The sequence below is a fragment of the Pseudomonas sp. PGPPP1 genome, from assembly GCF_002255865.1.
Taxonomy (GTDB): Bacteria; Pseudomonadota; Gammaproteobacteria; order Pseudomonadales; family Pseudomonadaceae; genus Aquipseudomonas; species Aquipseudomonas cremoris.
In genome coordinates, this window is record NZ_NKIG01000042.1 from 22,753 (window position 1) to 41,301 (window position 18,549).

Genomic DNA, 18,549 nt, shown 5'->3' on the forward strand with positions numbered 1-18,549 from the left:
GTTCCGGGTAATTGTTTGGTGCGCACCATCCTGGAGCGTCTGGTTGTACGCACATGTCTAACAACGGCACTCCATCAGTCTTATCCCCTTCGATGTTTCTGTTTGGCGCCCGCGCCCCTATAATGGCTGCCTTTTTCGCCCAATGATTTTGCGGAGCTGGTGATGGCCGAACGTAAGGCGTCCGTCGAGCGCGACACTCTGGAAACCCAGATCAAAGCCTCGATCAACCTGGATGGCACCGGAAAGGCCCGATTTGATATCGGTGTACCTTTTCTTGAGCACATGCTGGACCAGATCGCCCGTCACGGGCTGATCGACCTGGATATCGTCAGCAAGGGCGACCTGCATATCGACGACCACCACACCGTGGAGGATGTCGGTATCACCCTCGGCCAGGCGTTTGCCAAGGCCATCGGCGACAAAAAAGGCATCCGTCGCTACGGCCACGCCTATGTCCCGCTGGACGAAGCGCTGTCGCGTGTGGTCATCGACTTCTCCGGCCGCCCAGGCCTGCAGATGCACGTGCCGTACACCCGCGCCACCGTGGGTGGCTTTGACGTCGACCTGTTCCAGGAATTCTTCCAGGGTTTCGTCAACCACGCGCTTGTCAGCCTGCACATCGACAACCTGCGCGGTACCAACACCCACCACCAGATCGAAACCGTGTTCAAGGCTTTCGGCCGCGCACTGCGCATGGCGGTTGAGCTCGATGACCGCATGGCCGGGCAGATGCCTTCGACCAAGGGCGTCCTGTAATGCAGACGGTCGCGGTTATCGATTACGGCATGGGTAACCTGCACTCGGTGGCCAAGGCCCTCGAACACGTAGGTGCCGGCAAGGTGCTGATCACCAGCGATGCACAGGTGATTCGCGAAGCTGACCGAGTGGTATTCCCCGGCGTCGGCGCGATTCGCGATTGCATGGCCGAGATCCGCCGCCTGGGCTTTGACAGCCTGGTGCGCGAGGTCAGCCAGGATCGTCCGTTTCTCGGCATCTGCGTGGGCATGCAAGCCCTGCTCGACAGCAGTGAAGAGAACGACGGCGTCGACTGCATCGGCCTGTTCCCGGGCCAGGTGAAGTTCTTCGGCAAGGACCTGCACGAGGACGGCGAACACCTGAAAGTCCCGCACATGGGCTGGAACGAAGTGCGCCAGACCGTGGATCACCCGCTGTGGCACGACGTGCCGGACATGGCGCGTTTCTACTTCGTGCACAGCTACTACATCGCCGCCGGTAAGCCGGGCCAGGTGGTGGGTGGTGGGCACTACGGCGTCGACTTCGCCGCTGCGCTGGCCGAAGGTTCGCGCTTTGCCGTGCAGTTCCATCCGGAGAAGAGCCATACCCATGGCCTGCAATTGCTGCAGAACTTCGCCGCCTGGGATGGGCGCTGGTAAATGAGCCGCAAGCCGAAGTTGCCGGTCTTGAACCTCACGCCCGAACAGGAGAGTGAGGCTACCCTCAAGATCAAGCGTTTCATGGAAGATCGCTTCGAGCTGAAGCTGGGTTCGTTCGAGGTCGCCGAGATCCTCGAACTGTTCACCACCGAAGTTGCTCCGCACTATTACAACAAGGCGATTTTCGACACGCAGACGCTCCTTAAAGAAAGGTTCGAAAGCATCGAAAGCGACTTGTGGTCGCTTGAGAAACCCTGATTTCCCAAGCATTGCTGAATATCGAATAAGGTTTGCCAGATGCTGATTATCCCCGCTATCGATCTCAAGGACGGCGCCTGCGTACGTCTGCGCCAAGGCCGCATGGAAGACTCCACCGTGTTCTCCGATGACCCGGTGAGCATGGCTGCCAAATGGGTAGAAGGAGGCTGCCGTCGCCTGCATCTGGTGGACTTGAACGGCGCCTTCGAAGGCCAACCGGTCAACGGCGAGGTGGTTACCGCCATCGCCAAGCGTTACCCGAACCTGCCGATCCAGATCGGCGGCGGTATTCGCTCGCTGGAAACCATCGAGCACTACGTCAAGGCAGGCGTGAGCTACGTGATCATCGGCACCAAGGCGGTGAAAGACCCGGCCTTTGTCGCCGAAGCGTGCCGCGCGTTCCCTGGCAAGGTCATCGTTGGCCTGGACGCCAAGGACGGTTTCGTCGCCACCGACGGCTGGGCCGAAATCAGCACCGTGCAGGTGATTGACCTGGCCAAGCAGTTCGAAGCCGACGGCGTGTCTGCCATCGTTTATACCGACATTGCCAAAGACGGCATGATGCAGGGCTGCAACGTACCGTTCACCGCTGCGTTGGCGGCGGCTACCAAGATCCCGGTGATTGCATCCGGTGGTATCCACAACCTGGGTGACATCAAGTCGCTGCTGGACGCCAAGGCGCCTGGCATCATCGGCGCCATCACCGGTCGTGCGATCTACGAAGGTACCCTGGACGTTGCCGAAGCCCAGGCTTACTGCGACGCCTACAACGGCTGAGGACTGACCATGGCGCTGGCCAAACGCATCATCCCTTGCCTGGACGTCGACAACGGTCGCGTGGTCAAGGGCGTCAAGTTCGAGAACATCCGCGACGCCGGCGACCCGGTGGAAATTGCCCGTCGCTACGATGAGCAGGGTGCCGACGAGATTACCTTCCTCGACATCACCGCCAGCGTCGACGGCCGCGACACCACATTGCATACCGTGGAGCGCATGGCCAGCCAGGTCTTTATCCCGCTGACCGTGGGCGGTGGCGTGCGCACCGTGCAAGACATCCGCAACCTGCTCAATGCCGGCGCGGACAAGGTTTCGATCAACACCGCCGCCGTGTTCAACCCGGAGTTTGTCGGCGAGGCCGCGCAGCACTTTGGCTCGCAATGCATCGTGGTGGCCATCGACGCCAAGAAGGTTTCCGGCCCGGGCGAAACCCCGCGCTGGGAAATCTTCACCCACGGCGGTCGCAAGCCGACCGGCCTCGACGCGGTGGAGTGGGCGATGAAGATGGAAGGCCTGGGCGCCGGTGAAATCCTGCTGACCAGCATGGACCAGGACGGCATGAAAAACGGCTTCGACCTCGGCGTGACCCGCGCCATCAGTGATGCACTGGGCATTCCGGTGATCGCCTCGGGTGGCGTCGGCAACCTGCAACACCTGGCCGACGGCGTGATCGAAGGCCACGCCAGTGCAGTGCTGGCGGCGAGTATTTTCCACTTTGGCGAATACACCGTTCCCGAGGCCAAGGCCTACATGGCTGCGCGCGGTATCGTCGTTCGCTAAACGCTGCTGGACACCATGGCAGGCGCGGGGCACTCTCTGCGCTTGCCATGGATTTCGGTAACCTTCATGTTCAAACACTTGCTGCTTGCCCTCGCCAGTACGTCCATCCTCCTGGTGGGTTCGGCCCACGCTGAGGAACCGTCCGGCACCGCCTTGGTGTTGCTGACGGAAAACTTCCCGCCGTACAACATGGCGAAAAACGGCAAGAACTTCGCCAAAGAAGAGAACATCGAAGGCATCGCCGTGGACATCGTGCGCGAGACCTTCAAGCGCGCCGGCATCTCCTACAACCTAACCCTGCGTTTCCCTTGGGAGCGCATCTACAAGCTCGCCCTGGAAAAACCCGGCTACGGCGTATTCGTGATGGCGCGCCTGCCCGACCGGGAGGCGCTATTCAAATGGGTTGGCCCCATCGGCCCGGACGATTGGGTGATGCTGGCGAAAGCCGACAGCAAGATCGAGTTGGCCGACCTTGAGCAAGCACGGCGCTACAAGATCGGCGCCTATAAGGGCGATGCCATTGCAGAGACCCTGGAGAAGCAGGGGCTCAACCCGATTGTTGCGCTGCGTGACCAGGACAACGCGCAAAAGCTGGTGGATGGCCAAATTGACTTGTGGGCCACCGGTGATCCGGCGGGCCGTTACCTGGCCCGCCAGGTCGGGGTGACCCAACTGAAAACTGTCTTACGTTTCAACAGCGCCCAGCTGTACCTGGCCCTGAACAAAGACGTGCCCGATGAGGTGGTCGCCAAGCTTCAGGCGGCACTTGATCAGTTACGGGGCGAGGGTGTCGTCGATCGGATCATGGCCGGATACCTCTAGCTCAGGTTCTGCTGGAGGCGCTTGCTGGAGGGCGGGCATCTCTTCCGGCAATGGTTTGGCTTCGGGGGATTCGCTCATATACACCTGGTCGCCATTGGTATAGATCACCGTGCCCGACACTTGGCTGTCGTCCTGGCGCAGCAGACGGAACTCACTCTGTATCAAGTACGCCGCCACGGCTTTCTTTGGCGGGACGTAAGTGATGATTTCCAGCGGCGAAGATTGTGTCCAGCCTTTCGCAGTACGTTGGGTGTGGGTGAAGTTCCGATCCAGATGTGCCGAGAAGCTCAACTCGAAGGCATTCGCGCGCGCGGGCCACTCTTTATACAGGTCAATGCTCGTGTTAGCCGTCAGGGCCCAGGCGTTCCATCCCGCTTCGCCTTTGGTGGCTGTCCACATGAAAGGCTGGCTGGTCGCCTCTGTGTTGTGCCCAAAGCCTGCAAAAAGATGACGATCCGTGCGCTCAAGCCTGTAAACCGGCGACGATTGCAGCTGTTCGATCGCCGCCAATTCGGGGTCTTTTACGCAGAACCAGGGCAGCTCGCAGACATGGGACGTGGACGTGGTTTCATCCGGCGCCGGGCTTTCGTGCCCGGTGAGGGCGGGCGGTGGGGGGAGCGGGTTGAATTGCGCGGTCAGTTCCAGGCGCAGCGAATAGGTGACAAGGCCCTTTTTGGAGTAGCTGTCAGTGCCAACGAACGTGCCGGGGGCCAGATAGAGCTCGCCGGCGGATGCATCGGGCGCATTAACAGACCAGATACTCAAATCGTTGTCAGAGCCGCTGCCCTTGTCATCCCATATCAGCTTGCCGACCTGGGAGGCCACCACCAGGTCTTCGCGAACACAGCGCACGGCCTGGGTCGAGGGTTTGTCGTAATCCACGCCGTGCACCAGCCCCATCGCGACATAGCCTTCTGGCGGCACTGGACGCCAAATGGACGCGTCGTTTCGTGCGCCTGATCCTTTATCGTGCCACACCAACTGATAATCGAGCGGTGGGCGCAGGGCGGTGCCATCAATGTTGTTGACGTCGCTGACCACTGCAACGACTTTGCGATTGTTGATATTGCGATAGTGGTCGACCGCAACATCCCCCAGGGGAAAAAACGAAATCAGTTCATTGGATGCTGAGCTGGGGCGCCAGAGACCGACGGCTTTGTGCGCGCCAGATGTCTTGTCGCTCCACACAGGCAGAAACTCGCTGGTAAAGCTGATTAGCAGATCTTTATATTGCAAAGGCTTCATGGAGGGCTCTCCAGTTGATTGGAGCTTCAACTATCGAGCAGTGCGTGCGGGGCCGAGCGGTATCTATCTGTGCGCGGGCACGTAGGTGCCGTTTTTTCCATGTGCAGCCATCGCCTGATTGCTGCGCACGCTGATCATCAACTTGATATCAATCCAGTCGACGCCCTGGGCCTTGAGCTTGGGCAATTCACGTTCGAGCACCGCCAGCGTCTGTGGATAAGGGTGACCGATCATCACCGCCGAACCTTGCTTATGGGCCAACTTGATTGCTGTCTGCAATTGGGTGGTGATGGCGGCTTCGGTGCGTTCGTCATCGAGGAACACATCCCGCGAGACATGGGCCAACCCGATCTTCTGGGCTTCGGCCGCCGCGACGGTCTGCGCGCTGGTGCGGCTGTCGACGAAAAACTTGTTGCGTCGCTGCAGTTCGGCCATCAGCCAGGCCATCGCTTGCGGCTGGGCGGTCATGCGGCTGCCCATATGATTGTTGATGCCGGCGGTGTAGGGCACGGCCTTGAAGGCGGCTTCCAGGCGTTTGCCGAGTTCTTCGATGGGCAGGTCGGGGTGCCAGGCAAACGGGCCGGTGGCCGGGTCCATGGGCATGTGCAGGATCACGATCTTGCCGGCCTTGTGGGCTTCGCGGGCAAACTCGGCGGCGTGGGGGGTGTCGGGCATGATCGCCGTGGTCACAGGACCAGGCAGGGCCAACACGCGACGATCCCGAGGCAGGTTTTGCCCGAGGTCGTCGATGATGAGGGTCAGGTAGGCTTTATGAGGTTCGCCGGCAGGGGCCGCGTGGGCGACCCCTGCCAGGCTGCAAAGCACAGCGATGATCAGGGCAAAACGCATATCAACGGCTGCGAGTAATGCTCAAGCCCTTAAGCAGGCTCAGCGCCTGGGCCAGTTGATAGTCATCGTCCTGCGGCATCGGCTTGGCTTTGGTGCCGCTGCCGGTTGGCTGGTCGGCACCGCCGTTGCCATTGCCCAGGTGACCTTGCAGGTCCGCCTCTTTGTAGTACTCGCCATCGGACTCGCTGGTGATCTTGGCCTTGCGCACTTCGATGTCCGGCACGATGCCCTGGGCCTGGATCGAGCGGCCGTTTGGCGTGTAGTACAGCGCCGTGGTGATTTTCAGCGCGCGATCATTGTTCAGCGGCAACACGGTTTGCACCGAGCCTTTACCGAAGCTGGTGGTGCCCATCAGCACGCCGCGCTTCTGGTCTTGCAGGGCGCCGGCGACGATTTCCGACGCCGAGGCGCTGCCGCCGTTGATCAGCACGGCCAGTGGCACGCCTTCGCTGAGGTCGTTGCCGGTGGCCGAGAACCGCAGCTCGGAGTTGGCGATACGGCCCTTGGTGTACACGATCAGGCCTTTGGTAATGAAGTGATCGACCACTTCCACCGCTGCCTGCAGCACGCCGCCTGGGTTGTTACGCAGGTCCAGCACGATGCCGTTAAGCTTCTTGCCGTTGTCTTTACGCAGCTTGGCCAGGGCCTTGGCCACTTCGTCGCCGGTCTTGACCTGGAATTGGGTAATACGGATGTAGCCGTAGCCGGACTCCAGCAACTGGCTCTTCACGCTCTTGACCGTGATGGTCGCGCGGGTCAGCGTCACGTCGAACGGCGTGCCGCCGTCGCGCACCAGGGTCAGGGTGATTTTTTGGCCGATCTTGCCGCGCATCTTGTCGACGGCTTCGGTCATGGTCTGGCCGCGCGTTGGCTGGCCATTGATCTTGACGATAAAATCGCCGGCCTGGATGCCGGCCTTGGACGCTGGAGTGTCGTCGATGGGCGACACGACCTTGACGTTGCCGTCTTCGGAGCCGACTTCGATGCCCAAGCCGCCGAATTCACCGCTGGTGCTTTCCTGCAGCTCGGCGAAATCTTCCGGGCCCAGGTAGGCGGAGTGCGGATCAAGGTTGCTGAGCATGCCCTTGATGGCATTCTCCAGCAGGGTCTTGTCGTCTACGGGTTCGACATACGCGGCCTTGATGCGGTCCATGACCTCGGCAAAGGTGCGCAGCTCGTCCAGCGGCAGCGGCGCCTTGGTGGTCGCGGCGCTCGCAGCGGGTGCGGCTGGGGCTGCCTGGTCGGCAAACGCCAGCGGCGCACCGATCACCAGGGCGATGGTCAGGGCCAGCGAAGTGAGGCGGGACAAATGCAGCATGTCGAACGAACTCCTAATGTAGATGCGGCCCTATCCTTGGGAACGGCACCATTGTGCAGGATCGCTCGGGCGACCCTGCTGACGAATAGCGAAGTACAGCGCCGGGGTGTCCTGGCCACCACTGTTACCGACAGTGGAGATGGATTCACCGGCTTTTACAACATCACCTGCCGACTTGAGTAAAGTCTGATTGTGGCCGTAAAGGCTCAAATAGCCATTACCGTGGTCAAGAATCACCAACAAACCGGCGCCCCGCAACCAATCGGCAAACACCACGCGCCCACCATGAACGGCATGCACCTGGCTGCCGGCGGAGGCGCTGATCATCACGCCATCCCATTTCGCACGGGTGTCATCGCCACGGGTTTCCCCAAAGCGTGCCAGTAATCGACCATCAACTGGCCATGGAAGTTTGCCGCGTGCTGAAGCAAAAGGGCCGCCGAAGTTCTCGCCGGCACTGGAAACCAGCGGGCCAGGGGCTGCATGCGCCGGTTTACGCGGTGCCGGGGCGTCCGAGGTGGCTGCCAGTTCGGCCTCACGCTGGCGCTTTTTTTCGGCTTCCTGCTGGGCGATCAGCGCTTTTTGCCGCGCGTCTTCGGCCTCACGTGCCTGGCGAGCCAGGGTTTCTTCGATGGTCTTGAGCACTTTGGCCAGGTCGGCCTGGTCTTGCTCGCGGGCCTGCAGCTTGGCGTCACGGGCCTTTACGTCGTCATTGAGCTTGGCCAGGGCCAGTTGGCGTTCCTTGCGCACCTTGTCCAGTTCGTCACGCTGGGCGTTGAGGGCGGTTTTCTGGTCTTCCAGCTGCGATTGCTGGTTGGCGATTTCCTGCTCGACATTGACCAACTGGCGCAGCGTCTCGTTGAAGCTTTTCAATTGCTCCAGGCGAGCCTTGCTCAGGTAGTCGTAGTAAGTGAGGGTGCGGGCGAATTTTTCCGGGTTCTGCTGGTTGAGCAGCAGCTTGAGGTATTCCTGGCGGCCGCTCTGGTAGGCGGCGCGAGCCTGGATAGCGATCAGGCGTTGCTGTTCAACGCGTGCGCTCTGGAGTTTTTTTTTCTCAGCGTCGAGTCGCTCCAGTTCCGACTCGCTCTTCTTTAATTCTTTTTGCAGCTCCTGGACCTGCTTCTCCAGCTTGCCCATCTCGGTTTCCGTGCCGCGCAGGTCTTTCTGCACCCCGGATTTCTCTTCCTGGAGCTTGCCGAGCAGTTTTTTCAGCTCGGTAATGTCCTGACGCGTAGCGTCCAACTGTTGTTGGGTTTGTGCGCGCTCATCGGCAAACGCCGGTTGGAGCAGGCAGACAAGAGCGAGGGTAATCAAGGCGCGAAGCATAGAGGCGGGCGACACCAGGGAAATGGACGGCCTAGTATGCCCGCCAACTGCGGCAAAAAAAACGCCCAATTCGGGCTGGGGGGCAAGATAGCTGCCGAGTGGCGAGGGTATGGCTAAAAGACATCTCTGAAAGCTGTGCAAAACAAATGTGGGAGCGGGCTTGCTCGCGAATGCGGTGTGTCAGTCGCCGAAAATATCGGCTGAACTACCGCATTCGCGAGCAAGCCCGCTCCCACACTGGTTTTGTGGTGCGCTTTGGATCAGACCAGAATCGAAGTGCCGGTCATCTCCACTGGCTTCTCCAGCCCCATCAGCTTCAGCATGGTCGGCGCCACGTCCGCCAGCACGCCGCCTTCGCGCACTTTCAAATCACGCTTGCCGACATAGATGAACGGCACCGGCTCGGTCGTGTGCGCAGTGTGGGCCTGACCGGTGGACTCATCGGACATTTGTTCGCAGTTGCCGTGGTCAGCAGTGATCAGCGCTTCGCCGCCAACTTTTTCCAGCGCCTCTACGATGCGGCCTACGCACGTGTCCAGGCATTCCACGGCCTTGGTCGCGGCTTCCAGGTTGCCGCTGTGGCCGACCATGTCACCGTTGGCGTAGTTGACCACGATCACGTCATAACGCTGGTGCTCAATGGCGTCGACGATCTTGTCGGTGACTTCCGGCGCGCTCATTTCCGGCTGCAGGTCGTAGGTGGCGACTTTTGGCGATGGAATCAGGATGCGCTCTTCGCCCGGGAACGGTTCTTCACGGCCGCCGGAGAAGAAGAAGGTCACGTGCGCGTATTTTTCGGTTTCGGCGATGCGCAGTTGGGTCTTGCCGTTCTTGGCCAGGTAGTCGCCCAGCACGTTTTCCAGGCTGCCCGGTGCGAAGGCGGCAGGCGCTGGAATGCTGGCGGCGTATTGGGTCAGGCCGACGTACTGCACCTTTGGCTGGCGTGCGCGTTCGAACTCTTTGAAGCCGTCTTCGACAAATACGCGGCTGAGCTCGCGGGCGCGGTCGGCGCGGAAGTTCATGAACACCACGGCGTCGCCGTCTTCCACTTTCACCGGCTCGCCGATGGTGGTGGCTTTGACGAACTCGTCGCTCTCGCCACGGGCGTAGGCGGCTTCCAGGCCTTCCTGGGCGGTGGCAGCGTGGAATTCAGCCTGGCCGTCGACAATCAGGTTGTAGGCCTGGGACACGCGGTCCCAGCGGTTGTCGCGGTCCATGGCGAAATAACGGCCGACCAGGCTGGCGATGCGACCTTTGCCCAGGGCAGCGAAGGTGGCGTCCAGCAGTTCGATGGACGACTGCGCGCTTTTCGGCGGAGTGTCACGGCCGTCGAGGAAGGCGTGCAGGTAGATCTTGTCGGCGCCGCGCTTGAACGCCAGTTCGGCCATGGCGACCAAGTGGTCCTGGTGGCTGTGTACGCCACCGTCCGACAGCAGGCCCATGAAGTGCACGGCCTTGCCGGCGGCCACGGCTTTATCGACTGCGGCGCAGATGGTCGGGTTCTCGAAGAACTCACCATCACGGATCGCTTTGGTCACGCGAGTGAAGTCTTGATAGACCACTCGTCCGGCGCCCAGGTTCATGTGGCCGACTTCCGAGTTGCCCATCTGGCCGTCCGGCAGGCCTACATCCATGCCGGAGCCGGAGATCAGGCCGTTGGGGACGGTGGCGGTCAGGCGGTCGAGGACCGGCTTCTTGGCCGCGTACACCGCGTTGTCGTGGTGGCTTTCACTGTGTCCGAAGCCATCGAGAATTATCAGGACCAAAGGTTTAGGCGTAGTAGTCATAGATCCTCTCGCGGCGCTAATAAGGAAGACAATTGAAAAGGGAGTGGCAGTTTAAAGCGAAGTTCCGACCACGTCACCGCTTTACGGGGGTTGGCCCCCCATGGCGGCTGTGTATACTTACCGCCATTTTAACGCCCTGGAACCTCCTTGATGGTTGATCACCTGATTGCATTTGCCACTGCCCACTACCTGCTTGTGGGTGCCTTCGTCATCCTGCTGGCACTGCTGATCGCTCACGAGCTGAGCCGCGGTGGCCGCAGCCTGAGCACGGCGGAGCTGACCGCGCTGGTCAACAAGGACGAAGCCGTGGTTGTCGATATCCGCCCGGCCAAGGAATTCGCCGCCGGCCACATCGTCGGTGCCCTGAACATTCCACAGGACAAGCTGATCGCGCGCCTGGCGGAGCTTGAAAAATACAAAGCCAAGACCATCATCCTGGTCGACGCCCAAGGCCAGCACGCCGGCACCCACGCCCGCGAAATGCTCAAGACCGGTTTCACCGCCGCCAAGCTGTCCGGCGGTATCGGCAGCTGGAAGGCCGATAACCTCCCGCTGGTGAAGTGATATGAGCCAGGTTGTCGTGTACTCCAGCGATTGGTGCCCTTACTGCATGCGGGCCAAGGCCCTGCTTGAGAAAAAGGGCGTTGCCTTCGAAGAGATCAAGGTCGACGGCAAACCCCAGGTGCGCGCCGAAATGGCCCAGAAGGCGGGGCGCACGTCCGTGCCGCAAATCTGGATCGGTGCCAAGCACATCGGTGGTTGCGACGACCTGTTTGCCCTGGAGCGCGCCGGTAAGCTTGATGCGCTGCTCGCCTAACCCCTAAAAGACCCCAAGATCACAAGGATCTGCGATGACTGACCAACAGAACACCGAAGCTGCGCAAGACCAAGGCCCACAGTTTTCGCTGCAGCGCATCTACGTGCGTGACCTGTCGTTTGAAGCGCCGAAAAGCCCGGCCATCTTCCGCCAGGAATGGACCCCAAGCGTTGCGCTGGACCTGAACACTCGTCAAAAGCCGCTGGAAGGTGACTTCCACGAAGTCGTGCTGACCCTGTCGGTCACCGTCAAGAACGGTGAAGAAGTCGCCTTCATTGCTGAAGTGCAACAGGCCGGTATCTTCCTGATCCAGGGCCTGGACGAAGCGTCCATGAGCCACACCCTGGGCGCGTTCTGCCCGAACATCCTGTTCCCGTATGCCCGCGAGACCCTGGACAGCCTGGTCACCCGTGGCTCGTTCCCAGCGCTGATGCTGGCTCCGGTGAACTTCGATGCCCTGTACGCTCAAGAGCTGCAGCGCATGCAACAGGAAGGTTCGTCGACCGTTCAGTAAGTCGACACGGTAAAAAATGTGGGAGCGGGCTTGCTGTGGGAGCTGGCTTGCCTGCGATAGCATCACTGCGGTGTGACAGACACACCGGGGTGCTCGTATCGCAGGCAAGCCAGCTCCCACACAAGCCCGCTCCCACATTTGTTCTGCGGTGTTATTTAAAGCCCAGTTGGCGCCAGCCTTCGTAGACGGCAACCGCCACGGTGTTGGACAGGTTCAAGCTGCGGCACCCTTCGCGCATCGGCAACCGCAGGCGATGGCCATCAGGCAGGGCATCCAGCACCTCCGCCGGCAGGCCGCGACTCTCGGGGCCAAACAGGAAGGCATCGCCCTCTGCGAAGCTGACATCATGAAACGGCTGCGAACCCTTGGTGGTGAACGCAAACAGCCGCGGATGCCCCAGGCTTTCCAGGCAGCTGGCCAGGTCGGGGTGGCGCTTGAGCGTGGCGTACTCGTGGTAGTCCAGCCCGGCGCGACGCAGGCGCTTGTCGTCCATGTCGAAGCCCAGGGGTTCGATCAAATGCAGGTGGCAGCCACTGTTGGCGCACAGCCTGATAACGTTGCCGGTGTTCGGCGGAATTTCTGGTTGAAAAAGGATGACGTGAAACATGCACGGCTCCGAAGGTAAAGATGCGCTGCATTCTACCCCCGAAGAGGACCCAAGACCGAAGCTAATGCCGAAGGTCATGGGCTCTTTGGCGATTGTCGGCGTGATGGTGGGCCTGATGATTGGCCGCCTCACCACCCCGGACCCCATCGAACTGCAGCAGGTGGATACAGCGGCGGACGGTGTGGTGGTGTGGTTCAACAGCGAACCCAAGCTGCACGGCGAGCATATCGACGGCACCGTGGCGCTGCTGTTCGACGCCCAGGGCAAAGCGGCCAGTGGGCAGCTCAAGGTCAATGACAAGGATGTGAATTGGCGCATTCGCAAAACCGATGGCGGCTTGCTGCTGAACCTGGTGGCGGCTCGGCCATTGCGCGGGGAGTGGAGGGGCGAGAAGGCCGAAGGCCGTTGGCGGCTGGAGATCCATCTCCAAGAGCAATAAAAGAGGGAATCCCCGGCCTGCCTGTACCAAGGTCCCCAAAACGGGTTGGAGCTATGGGCGCTGTGCCACATAAGCCCCGGGTGTAAAGAAGGGAGTTCCCGGCCTGCCTGTACCAGGGCTCCCAAAACGGGGTGAAGCCGCAAGGGCTTCGGTGTTAAAGAGGGAATCCCCGGCCTGCCTGTACCAAGGTTCCCCAAAGCGGTATGGAGCGCGACGCGGTTCGCATCAAGCACCCCGGATGTAAAGAGGGGATTCTCGGCCTGCCTGTACCAAGGTCCCCGAAACTGGGTTGTACAGGGGTTATTGCAGGGCGCGTGCCAGAGTTGTCTGGTTACACTAAAAAATATCTTTATAAAGCGCAAAGCCCCGGAATGCGGGGCTTTGGTGGTTTCGGCTTTTAGGTTTCTTTCAAGCGAGCCTGCATTGTGGGCGATGAAACCGTGCCCGATGCCGGTTCATGGTGCATTCAAGCGGTGCACGGCCTGTGGTCTTAAACAAAACAACTGTGGGAGCTGGCTTGCCTGCGATGGTGGAGCATCAGTCGACTTATTCGGCGACTGACACTCCGCCATCGCGGGCAAGCCCGGCTCCCACAGTAGATCTTCAGTGGATCTGGGATTTAGCTTTCATCACCCTCGTCATCATCCCCACCATCCACCTTCATCCCCAGCTCCTTGATCTTGCGCGTCAGGGTATTACGCCCCCAACCCAGCAACACCGCAGCATCGCGACGGCGGCCGGCGGTGTGCTTCAAGGCAGTCTCGATCATGATCCGCTCGAACGCCGGCACGGCGCTATCCAGCAGGTTCGACTGGCCGCGAGCCAGGGCCTGGTCGGCCCATTGGCGCAGCGCCTGCTCCCAGTTGGTCACCGGGGCCGAGTCCTGCGGCAGGCTCAGCAGTTCAGGCGGCAGGTCGCTGATGTGCACTTCGCGACCGGACGCCATGACGGTGATCCAGCGGCAGGTGTTCTCCAGCTGGCGCACGTTGCCGGGCCACGGCAGGTTCTTCAGGTATTCCTCGGTTTCGCTTTTCAGCAGCTTCGGCTCGACGGCCAGCTCCTGGGCGGCGCGGCTGAGGAAGTGGCGGGCCAGGGTCGGGATGTCTTCGCGGCGGTCCGACATGCGCGGGATGTGGATTCGGATCACGTTGAGGCGGTGGAACAAGTCCTCACGGAACTTGCCCGCGTGCACCAGGGTTTCCAGGTTCTGGTGCGTCGCCGCAATGATGCGCACGTCAACCTTGACCGGGGTGTGCCCGCCGACGCGATAGAACTCACCGTCCGCCAGTACCCGCAGCAGGCGGGTCTGGGTGTCGGCCGGCATGTCGCCGATTTCATCAAGGAACAAGGTGCCGCCGTCAGCTTGCTCAAAACGCCCGCGACGCAAGTTGGCCGCACCGGTGAAGGCGCCCTTTTCATGGCCGAACAGCTCGGACTCCATCAAGTCCTTTGGAATCGCCGCCATGTTCAGCGCGATAAATGGCGAGGCCGCCCGTGGGCTGTGACGGTGCAGGGCGTGGGCCACCAACTCTTTACCCGTGCCCGACTCACCGTTGATCAGCACGGTGATGTTGGAGTGGCTCAAGCGCCCGATGGCGCGAAACACTTCCTGCATCGCCGGCGCTTCGCCGATGATTTCCGGGGTGCGGGTCAGGGTCGGTGGCGCTTCCTGGCTCTGCTGTTCCTGGGCGTGCTGGTTGGCGCGCTTGACCAGCGCCACTGCCTCGTCCACGTCGAACGGCTTGGGCAGGTATTCGAACGCACCGCCCTGGTAAGACGCGACAGCGCTGTCCAGGTCCGAGTGCGCGGTCATGATGATCACCGGCAGGCGCGGGTGCTGCTCTCGAATGCGAGCCAACAGGTCCAGGCCACTGGCACCGGGCATGCGGATGTCGGAGATGATCACGTCCGGCTGCTGGCGCGCCAGGCGGCTCATCACGCCGTCGGCGCTGTCGAAGCTCTGGGTGGTCATGCCTTCCTGTTGCAAGGCTTTCTCGAGGACCCAGCGGATAGAACGGTCGTCATCGACGATCCAGACAGTTTCACTACGGCTCATGTCGATGGGGCTCCTTGTTCCAGTGGCAGAAAGATCGAGAAGGTGGTGTGGCCAGGATGGCTCTCACATTCGATCAGGCCCTGATGCTGGCTGATGATGTTCTGGGTAATGGCCAGGCCCAGCCCGGTACCGTCCGGGCGGCCACTGACCATGGGAAAGAAGATGGTTTCCTGGAGTTCCGCAGGAATGCCCGGGCCGTTGTCGATGATCTCGACCTTGGTCACCAGGCGATGGCGCACATGGCCGATGGTGAACTGGCGCAGGGCGCGCGTGCGCAGGCTGATGCGGCCCAGGCGCAGCTCGTTCTGGCTGCTGATGGCCTGCATGGCGTTGCGCACGATGTTGAGCACCGCCTGGATCATCTGTTCACGATCGATCAGTACGTCGGGAATGCTCGGGTCGTAGTCGCGCACCAGGTTGATGCAACCTTGGCTTTCGGCCTCGACCAATTGGCAAACGCGCTCCAGCACTTCGTGCACGTTGGTCATTGCCAGGGACGGCAGCTTGTTGGAGCCGAGCATGCGGTCCACCAGGTTACGCAGGCGGTCGGCTTCTTCGATGATGACGTTGGTGTAGTCCTTGAGGTGCTCTTCCGGCAGTTCACGGGCCAGCAGCTGCGCTGCGCCACGAATGCCGCCCAGCGGGTTCTTGATCTCGTGGGCGAGGCCGCGCACCAGCATCTTGCTGGTCTCCTGCTTGGACAGCTGCGCCTCTTCCTTGGTGATACGCAGCAAGCGATCACGTGGGTGCACTTCGAGCAGTAGCAGGGTGGCGCCGTTGCTCAGGATCGGGGTCACGGCGTAGTCGACGGTCAGCGTCTGGCCGGTGAGGGCGGTGAGCATCGCTTCGCGCTTGGTGAACGGATGTGCCTGCTCCACCGCCTGGCGCAACGAGCTCAACGCTTCGGCCGACTCGGTGAACAATTCGCTGATGAACTGCCCATGGCTGCGCTGGCCGCTGATGGCCAGGAGCATCTCCGCCGCCGGGTTCATGTACTCAAGACGCAGGTCGTCGTTGAGCAGGATGGTCGCGGTGGTCAGGTTGTCGAGTAACAAACGGTGCAGTGCATCGCTGATGGTCATCAGGACCTCTTTTGGAGCAAGGCGCGGGCTTGAGGCACACGCTGATACAAGGAAAATGCAAAAACCAAACCAAGGCTCCGAAAAGAAGCGCGAAACCCCTGAAATGGGGGTTTTAGGCGCGAAACTGTGGCGTTCTGCCAGCTTGCTCGGGAAGTTTCGAACCAAAATGGGCTGGACAGGTGGGTAGGGTGCAGCCTATCGCACCAATATAGTGCGGTTTTGTGAAGGTTGTTCAGGAAGTGCGCGAATCGTTTTCAGGGCGTACTGGGAACGACCCGTGGGGAGGGTCAATGTTGTTCGGACGGCGGCATGCCAGATGTACCTGCGTAAAAGACCAGAAGCTCTACGGCAGAGTTTCCGGTGAAGCCGCGGTGTTCGGTGCCCACCATTTCGGCGAGGGTTTGCCCTTGTTTCAAGGTGCGAGTCACTCCGCTTTTACGGGTTTGAACCGTCAGCTCCCCGGAAACGATGTAGGCGGCGTTCGGCATCGGGTGAGTGTGCCATGGCAATTGCGTGTGAGCAGGGATCTTGAGGCGTATCAGCGTGAGTTGCGGTGGGCCGGAGGGATAGGCTTTGTAAGGCACGCCATCCCACGACTCACTGCGTTCGAGCAATACCTCTTTTTCGATGTGTGCAGCGTCCTTTGGCTGGGTGCCGCAGCCCAGCAACGACAAGCCCATCGTTGTTGCAATCAAGCATTTGTGGGTCTCCATGGTTCCGTCCTGATCGGTAAGTGGCTGGTCAGGCTATCTCTACCGATGGGGGCTGGATGCAGGACGGTGCTTCGAATCAAGTAGGGCGAGTACACAACTCTGCAGTGGCACGAATCATCGCCAGTTGGCGCATGGGGTCATTCAGCGGTTCGTGTACTGCCTGAGCCAACCATTGCGGGCACTGTGGGTCGGCGCGCTGAGGGGAGAAGTCGGCCAGTTGCTGCAGCAGGCGTTTTTGCAGTTGATCCAGTTGCGGGCGAATTTGCTTGACCAGGTCAGGGCGCTTGTCGTCTGGCGCCTTGCCTTGAAGCTGCCAGTCGGACAGGTGGGTGTATTGCACCAATTTGTTCGCCTCGATCTGCGCCGAAAAGAATTGTTCGACGGCGGCAGGCGTCAGCTTGTAGCTCGGTGCCTGGGCGACAACGCTGGCGATGACCTCTTGTTCGCGCTTTTTGTCCTCTACAGGCTTTTTGCTGTCCCATTTGCTCAGGGCGACCTGGTCGGCAATGGCCAGGCGTTCGGCGATGCTGTTGAGCAGAGGCTCGAGGGTGGGGGGCGCAGCGGATGCGCCGGCACTGGCGAATAGCAGAGCGAACAAAAGTCTATATTTCAACGGAGATCTCCTTGTGGGAGCGGGCTTGCTCGCGAATGCGGTGGTTCAGTCAACATTTGCGGTGACTGATACCCCGCTTTCGCGAGCAAGCCCGCTCCCACATTTTTAGTGGGGTTTGCAGGCCTACAGCGGCGTCAGCCGGATACTCGACCACCAAGCAGTCATCTGACAAATCCCAGGCAAAAAAAGACCTCCCGAAGGAGGTCTTTTTCATCACGCCACGTTAAGCAGCGCTACCGGATCAGCAGCTGTAGTACAGCTCGTATTCCAGTGGGTGTACGAAGGTGCGAACCTTGATTTCTTCTTCGCTTTTCAGGCCGATGTAAGCGTCGATGAAGTCGTCGCTGAACACGCCGCCTTTGGTCAGGAACGCACGGCCCTTGTCCAGCTCTTCCAGGGCTTCTTTCAGGCTGCCACACACTTGTGGGATCTCTTTGGCCTCTTCAGGCGGCAGGTCGTACAAGTTTTTGTCGGCGGCATCGCCAGGGTGGATCTTGTTCTGGATACCGTCCAGGCCGGCCATTACCAGGGCAGCGAAGGCCAGGTACGGGTTGGCTGCTGGATCCGGGAAGCGTGCTTCGATACGGCGAGCGCGAGGGCTGGACACGTAAGGAATACGGATCGAGGCGGAACGGTTGCGAGCCGAGTAGGCCAGCATTACTGGTGCTTCGAAACCTGGAACCAGACGCTTGTAGGAGTTGGTCGACGGGTTGGTGAAGCCGTTCAGGGCCTTACCGTGCTTGATGATACCGCCGATGAAGTACAGGGCGGTGTCGGACAGGCCGGCATAACCTTCGCCAGCGAAGGTGTTCTTGCCATCTTTGGCGATGGACAGGTGAACGTGCATACCCGAACCGTTATCGCCGTACAGAGGCTTAGGCATGAAGGTAGCGGTACGGCCGTAGGCAACGGCAGTGTTGTGTACGCAGTACTTCAGGGTTTGAACTTCGTCAGCCTTGGCAACCAGGGTGTTGAACTTCACACCGATTTCGTTCTGACCGGCAGTGGCCACTTCGTGGTGGTGCACTTCGATGACCAGGCCCATGTCTTCCATGGCGTTGCACATGGAGGTACGGATTTCGTGGTCGTGGTCGAACGGCGGAACTGGGAAGTAACCACCTTTGATGCCTGGACGGTGGCCATGGTTGCCGC

Annotated in this window: 21 protein-coding genes; 10 read left to right on the forward strand and 11 right to left on the reverse strand. The window is 60.6% G+C overall.

What is annotated here, in order from left to right; translation table 11 throughout:
• Positions 1–162 precede the first annotated feature (162 nt).
• The 6 genes from hisB to CFE47_RS28830 all read left to right on the forward strand — a co-directional run bounded on the left by hisB (position 163) and on the right by CFE47_RS28830 (position 4,031).
• Positions 163–756, forward strand: coding sequence for an imidazoleglycerol-phosphate dehydratase HisB (hisB, locus tag CFE47_RS28805; protein ID WP_003218037.1), 594 nt, complete (start codon positions 163–165; stop codon positions 754–756).
• Positions 756–1,394 carry an imidazole glycerol phosphate synthase subunit HisH gene (gene hisH / locus CFE47_RS28810; RefSeq protein WP_286842277.1) on the forward strand — a complete coding sequence of 213 codons (639 nt, stop codon included), beginning with the start codon at positions 756–758 and terminating at the stop codon, positions 1,392–1,394. The genes hisB and hisH overlap by 1 nt, the downstream gene beginning before the upstream one ends.
• On the forward strand, positions 1,395–1,652 hold the full coding sequence (locus CFE47_RS28815) for a DUF2164 domain-containing protein (protein WP_185704713.1): 258 nt from the start codon (positions 1,395–1,397) through the stop codon (positions 1,650–1,652).
• 39 nt (positions 1,653–1,691) lie between these two features.
• Complete coding sequence (hisA, locus tag CFE47_RS28820; RefSeq protein ID WP_003187784.1) at positions 1,692–2,429, forward strand: 1-(5-phosphoribosyl)-5-[(5-phosphoribosylamino)methylideneamino]imidazole-4-carboxamide isomerase; 738 nt, start codon at positions 1,692–1,694, stop codon at positions 2,427–2,429.
• 9 nt (positions 2,430–2,438) lie between these two features.
• Positions 2,439–3,209: an imidazole glycerol phosphate synthase subunit HisF gene (gene hisF, locus CFE47_RS28825; protein WP_003171107.1), complete on the forward strand. Its 771-nt coding sequence runs from the start codon at positions 2,439–2,441 to the stop codon at positions 3,207–3,209.
• A gap of 66 nt (positions 3,210–3,275) precedes the next feature.
• Positions 3,276–4,031, forward strand: coding sequence for a substrate-binding periplasmic protein (locus CFE47_RS28830; RefSeq protein ID WP_286842282.1), 756 nt, complete (start codon positions 3,276–3,278; stop codon positions 4,029–4,031).
• Here CFE47_RS28830 and CFE47_RS28835 read toward each other — a convergent pair.
• From CFE47_RS28835 to gpmI, 5 genes are all read right to left on the reverse strand, one after another.
• Positions 3,984–5,276 carry a Vps62-related protein gene (locus CFE47_RS28835; protein WP_286842285.1) on the reverse strand — a complete coding sequence of 431 codons (1,293 nt, stop codon included), beginning with the start codon at positions 5,274–5,276 and terminating at the stop codon, positions 3,984–3,986. The genes CFE47_RS28830 and CFE47_RS28835 overlap by 48 nt on opposite strands.
• A gap of 63 nt (positions 5,277–5,339) precedes the next feature.
• Positions 5,340–6,125, reverse strand: a complete 786-nt coding sequence (locus CFE47_RS28840) for a divergent polysaccharide deacetylase family protein (RefSeq protein ID WP_286842288.1) — start codon at positions 6,123–6,125, stop codon at positions 5,340–5,342.
• 1 nt (position 6,126) lies between these two features.
• A complete protein-coding gene (locus tag CFE47_RS28845) occupies positions 6,127–7,443 on the reverse strand; it encodes a S41 family peptidase (RefSeq protein WP_185704721.1) in 1,317 nt (438 codons plus the stop codon).
• A gap of 30 nt (positions 7,444–7,473) precedes the next feature.
• On the reverse strand, positions 7,474–8,769 hold the full coding sequence (locus CFE47_RS28850; RefSeq protein ID WP_286842291.1) for a murein hydrolase activator EnvC family protein: 1,296 nt from the start codon (positions 8,767–8,769) through the stop codon (positions 7,474–7,476).
• A 260-nt stretch (positions 8,770–9,029) separates the two neighbouring features.
• The gene (gene gpmI, locus CFE47_RS28855; protein ID WP_286842294.1) at positions 9,030–10,556 is read right to left on the reverse strand and encodes a 2,3-bisphosphoglycerate-independent phosphoglycerate mutase; all 1,527 of its coding nucleotides are present in this window, start codon (positions 10,554–10,556) and stop codon (positions 9,030–9,032) included.
• A gap of 150 nt (positions 10,557–10,706) precedes the next feature.
• On the opposite strand from gpmI, the gene CFE47_RS28860 reads away from it, so the two are divergent.
• The 3 genes from CFE47_RS28860 to secB are packed head-to-tail and all read left to right on the forward strand — an operon-like array spanning position 10,707 to position 11,887.
• Positions 10,707–11,120 (forward strand): rhodanese-like domain-containing protein, encoded by a 414-nt coding sequence (locus CFE47_RS28860; RefSeq protein WP_185704727.1) that lies wholly within the window; start codon positions 10,707–10,709, stop codon positions 11,118–11,120.
• A 1-nt stretch (position 11,121) separates the two neighbouring features.
• A complete protein-coding gene (grxC, locus tag CFE47_RS28865) occupies positions 11,122–11,373 on the forward strand; it encodes a glutaredoxin 3 (RefSeq protein ID WP_017734847.1) in 252 nt (83 codons plus the stop codon).
• Between the two features lie 34 nt (positions 11,374–11,407).
• Positions 11,408–11,887, forward strand: coding sequence for a protein-export chaperone SecB (gene secB, locus CFE47_RS28870; protein WP_185704729.1), 480 nt, complete (start codon positions 11,408–11,410; stop codon positions 11,885–11,887).
• Between the two features lie 151 nt (positions 11,888–12,038).
• Here the strand turns inward: secB and CFE47_RS28875 are convergent, their stop codons facing one another.
• Positions 12,039–12,494: a tRNA (cytidine(34)-2'-O)-methyltransferase gene (locus CFE47_RS28875; RefSeq protein ID WP_286842299.1), complete on the reverse strand. Its 456-nt coding sequence runs from the start codon at positions 12,492–12,494 to the stop codon at positions 12,039–12,041.
• Here CFE47_RS28875 and CFE47_RS28880 point away from each other — a divergent pair.
• Positions 12,493–12,933, forward strand: coding sequence for a hypothetical protein (locus tag CFE47_RS28880; RefSeq protein ID WP_286842302.1), 441 nt, complete (start codon positions 12,493–12,495; stop codon positions 12,931–12,933). The two genes, CFE47_RS28875 and CFE47_RS28880, sit on opposite strands and share 2 nt — an antisense overlap.
• Positions 12,934–13,552: 619 nt before the next feature.
• On the opposite strand, the gene ntrC is transcribed toward CFE47_RS28880, so the two are convergent.
• The 5 genes from ntrC to glnA all read right to left on the reverse strand — a co-directional run.
• Positions 13,553–14,989 (reverse strand): nitrogen regulation protein NR(I), encoded by a 1,437-nt coding sequence (gene ntrC, locus CFE47_RS28885; RefSeq protein WP_286842303.1) that lies wholly within the window; start codon positions 14,987–14,989, stop codon positions 13,553–13,555.
• Complete coding sequence (gene glnL / locus CFE47_RS28890) at positions 14,986–16,071, reverse strand: nitrogen regulation protein NR(II) (protein ID WP_185704734.1); 1,086 nt, start codon at positions 16,069–16,071, stop codon at positions 14,986–14,988. Before glnL ends, ntrC begins: the two co-directional genes overlap by 4 nt.
• A 287-nt stretch (positions 16,072–16,358) precedes the next feature.
• On the reverse strand, positions 16,359–16,784 hold the full coding sequence (locus CFE47_RS28895) for a cupin domain-containing protein (protein ID WP_286842307.1): 426 nt from the start codon (positions 16,782–16,784) through the stop codon (positions 16,359–16,361).
• 76 nt (positions 16,785–16,860) lie between these two features.
• Entirely contained in the window at positions 16,861–17,397 is a 537-nt protein-coding gene (locus CFE47_RS28900) for a chorismate mutase (RefSeq protein ID WP_286842310.1), read from the reverse strand.
• Between the two features lie 241 nt (positions 17,398–17,638).
• Positions 17,639–18,549, reverse strand: a 911-nt coding sequence (gene glnA, locus CFE47_RS28905; RefSeq protein WP_286819938.1) for a type I glutamate--ammonia ligase, incomplete at its 5' end; no start/stop codon positions are given.

Excerpts from the sequence above, each read along its gene's own strand:
- CFE47_RS28815 (WP_185704713.1), top strand. The coding sequence starts at position 1,395 with ATGAGCCGCAAGCCGAAGTTGCCGGTCTTGAACCTCACGCCCGAACAG.
- ntrC (WP_286842303.1), bottom strand. The coding sequence starts at position 14,989 with ATGAGCCGTAGTGAAACTGTCTGGATCGTCGATGACGACCGTTCTATC.
- hisF (WP_003171107.1), top strand. The coding sequence starts at position 2,439 with ATGGCGCTGGCCAAACGCATCATCCCTTGCCTGGACGTCGACAACGGT.
- CFE47_RS28830 (WP_286842282.1), top strand. The coding sequence starts at position 3,276 with ATGTTCAAACACTTGCTGCTTGCCCTCGCCAGTACGTCCATCCTCCTG.
- CFE47_RS28880 (WP_286842302.1), top strand. The coding sequence starts at position 12,493 with ATGCACGGCTCCGAAGGTAAAGATGCGCTGCATTCTACCCCCGAAGAG.
- grxC (WP_017734847.1), top strand. The coding sequence starts at position 11,122 with ATGAGCCAGGTTGTCGTGTACTCCAGCGATTGGTGCCCTTACTGCATG.
- secB (WP_185704729.1), top strand. The coding sequence starts at position 11,408 with ATGACTGACCAACAGAACACCGAAGCTGCGCAAGACCAAGGCCCACAG.
- CFE47_RS28860 (WP_185704727.1), top strand. The coding sequence starts at position 10,707 with ATGGTTGATCACCTGATTGCATTTGCCACTGCCCACTACCTGCTTGTG.
- CFE47_RS28895 (WP_286842307.1), bottom strand. The coding sequence starts at position 16,784 with ATGGAGACCCACAAATGCTTGATTGCAACAACGATGGGCTTGTCGTTG.
- CFE47_RS28850 (WP_286842291.1), bottom strand. The coding sequence starts at position 8,769 with ATGCTTCGCGCCTTGATTACCCTCGCTCTTGTCTGCCTGCTCCAACCG.
- hisH (WP_286842277.1), top strand. The coding sequence starts at position 756 with ATGCAGACGGTCGCGGTTATCGATTACGGCATGGGTAACCTGCACTCG.
- hisB (WP_003218037.1), top strand. The coding sequence starts at position 163 with ATGGCCGAACGTAAGGCGTCCGTCGAGCGCGACACTCTGGAAACCCAG.
- hisA (WP_003187784.1), top strand. The coding sequence starts at position 1,692 with ATGCTGATTATCCCCGCTATCGATCTCAAGGACGGCGCCTGCGTACGT.
- CFE47_RS28845 (WP_185704721.1), bottom strand. The coding sequence starts at position 7,443 with ATGCTGCATTTGTCCCGCCTCACTTCGCTGGCCCTGACCATCGCCCTG.
- CFE47_RS28875 (WP_286842299.1), bottom strand. The coding sequence starts at position 12,494 with ATGTTTCACGTCATCCTTTTTCAACCAGAAATTCCGCCGAACACCGGC.
- CFE47_RS28840 (WP_286842288.1), bottom strand. The coding sequence starts at position 6,125 with ATGCGTTTTGCCCTGATCATCGCTGTGCTTTGCAGCCTGGCAGGGGTC.
- CFE47_RS28835 (WP_286842285.1), bottom strand. The coding sequence starts at position 5,276 with ATGAAGCCTTTGCAATATAAAGATCTGCTAATCAGCTTTACCAGCGAG.
- glnL (WP_185704734.1), bottom strand. The coding sequence starts at position 16,071 with ATGACCATCAGCGATGCACTGCACCGTTTGTTACTCGACAACCTGACC.
- gpmI (WP_286842294.1), bottom strand. The coding sequence starts at position 10,556 with ATGACTACTACGCCTAAACCTTTGGTCCTGATAATTCTCGATGGCTTC.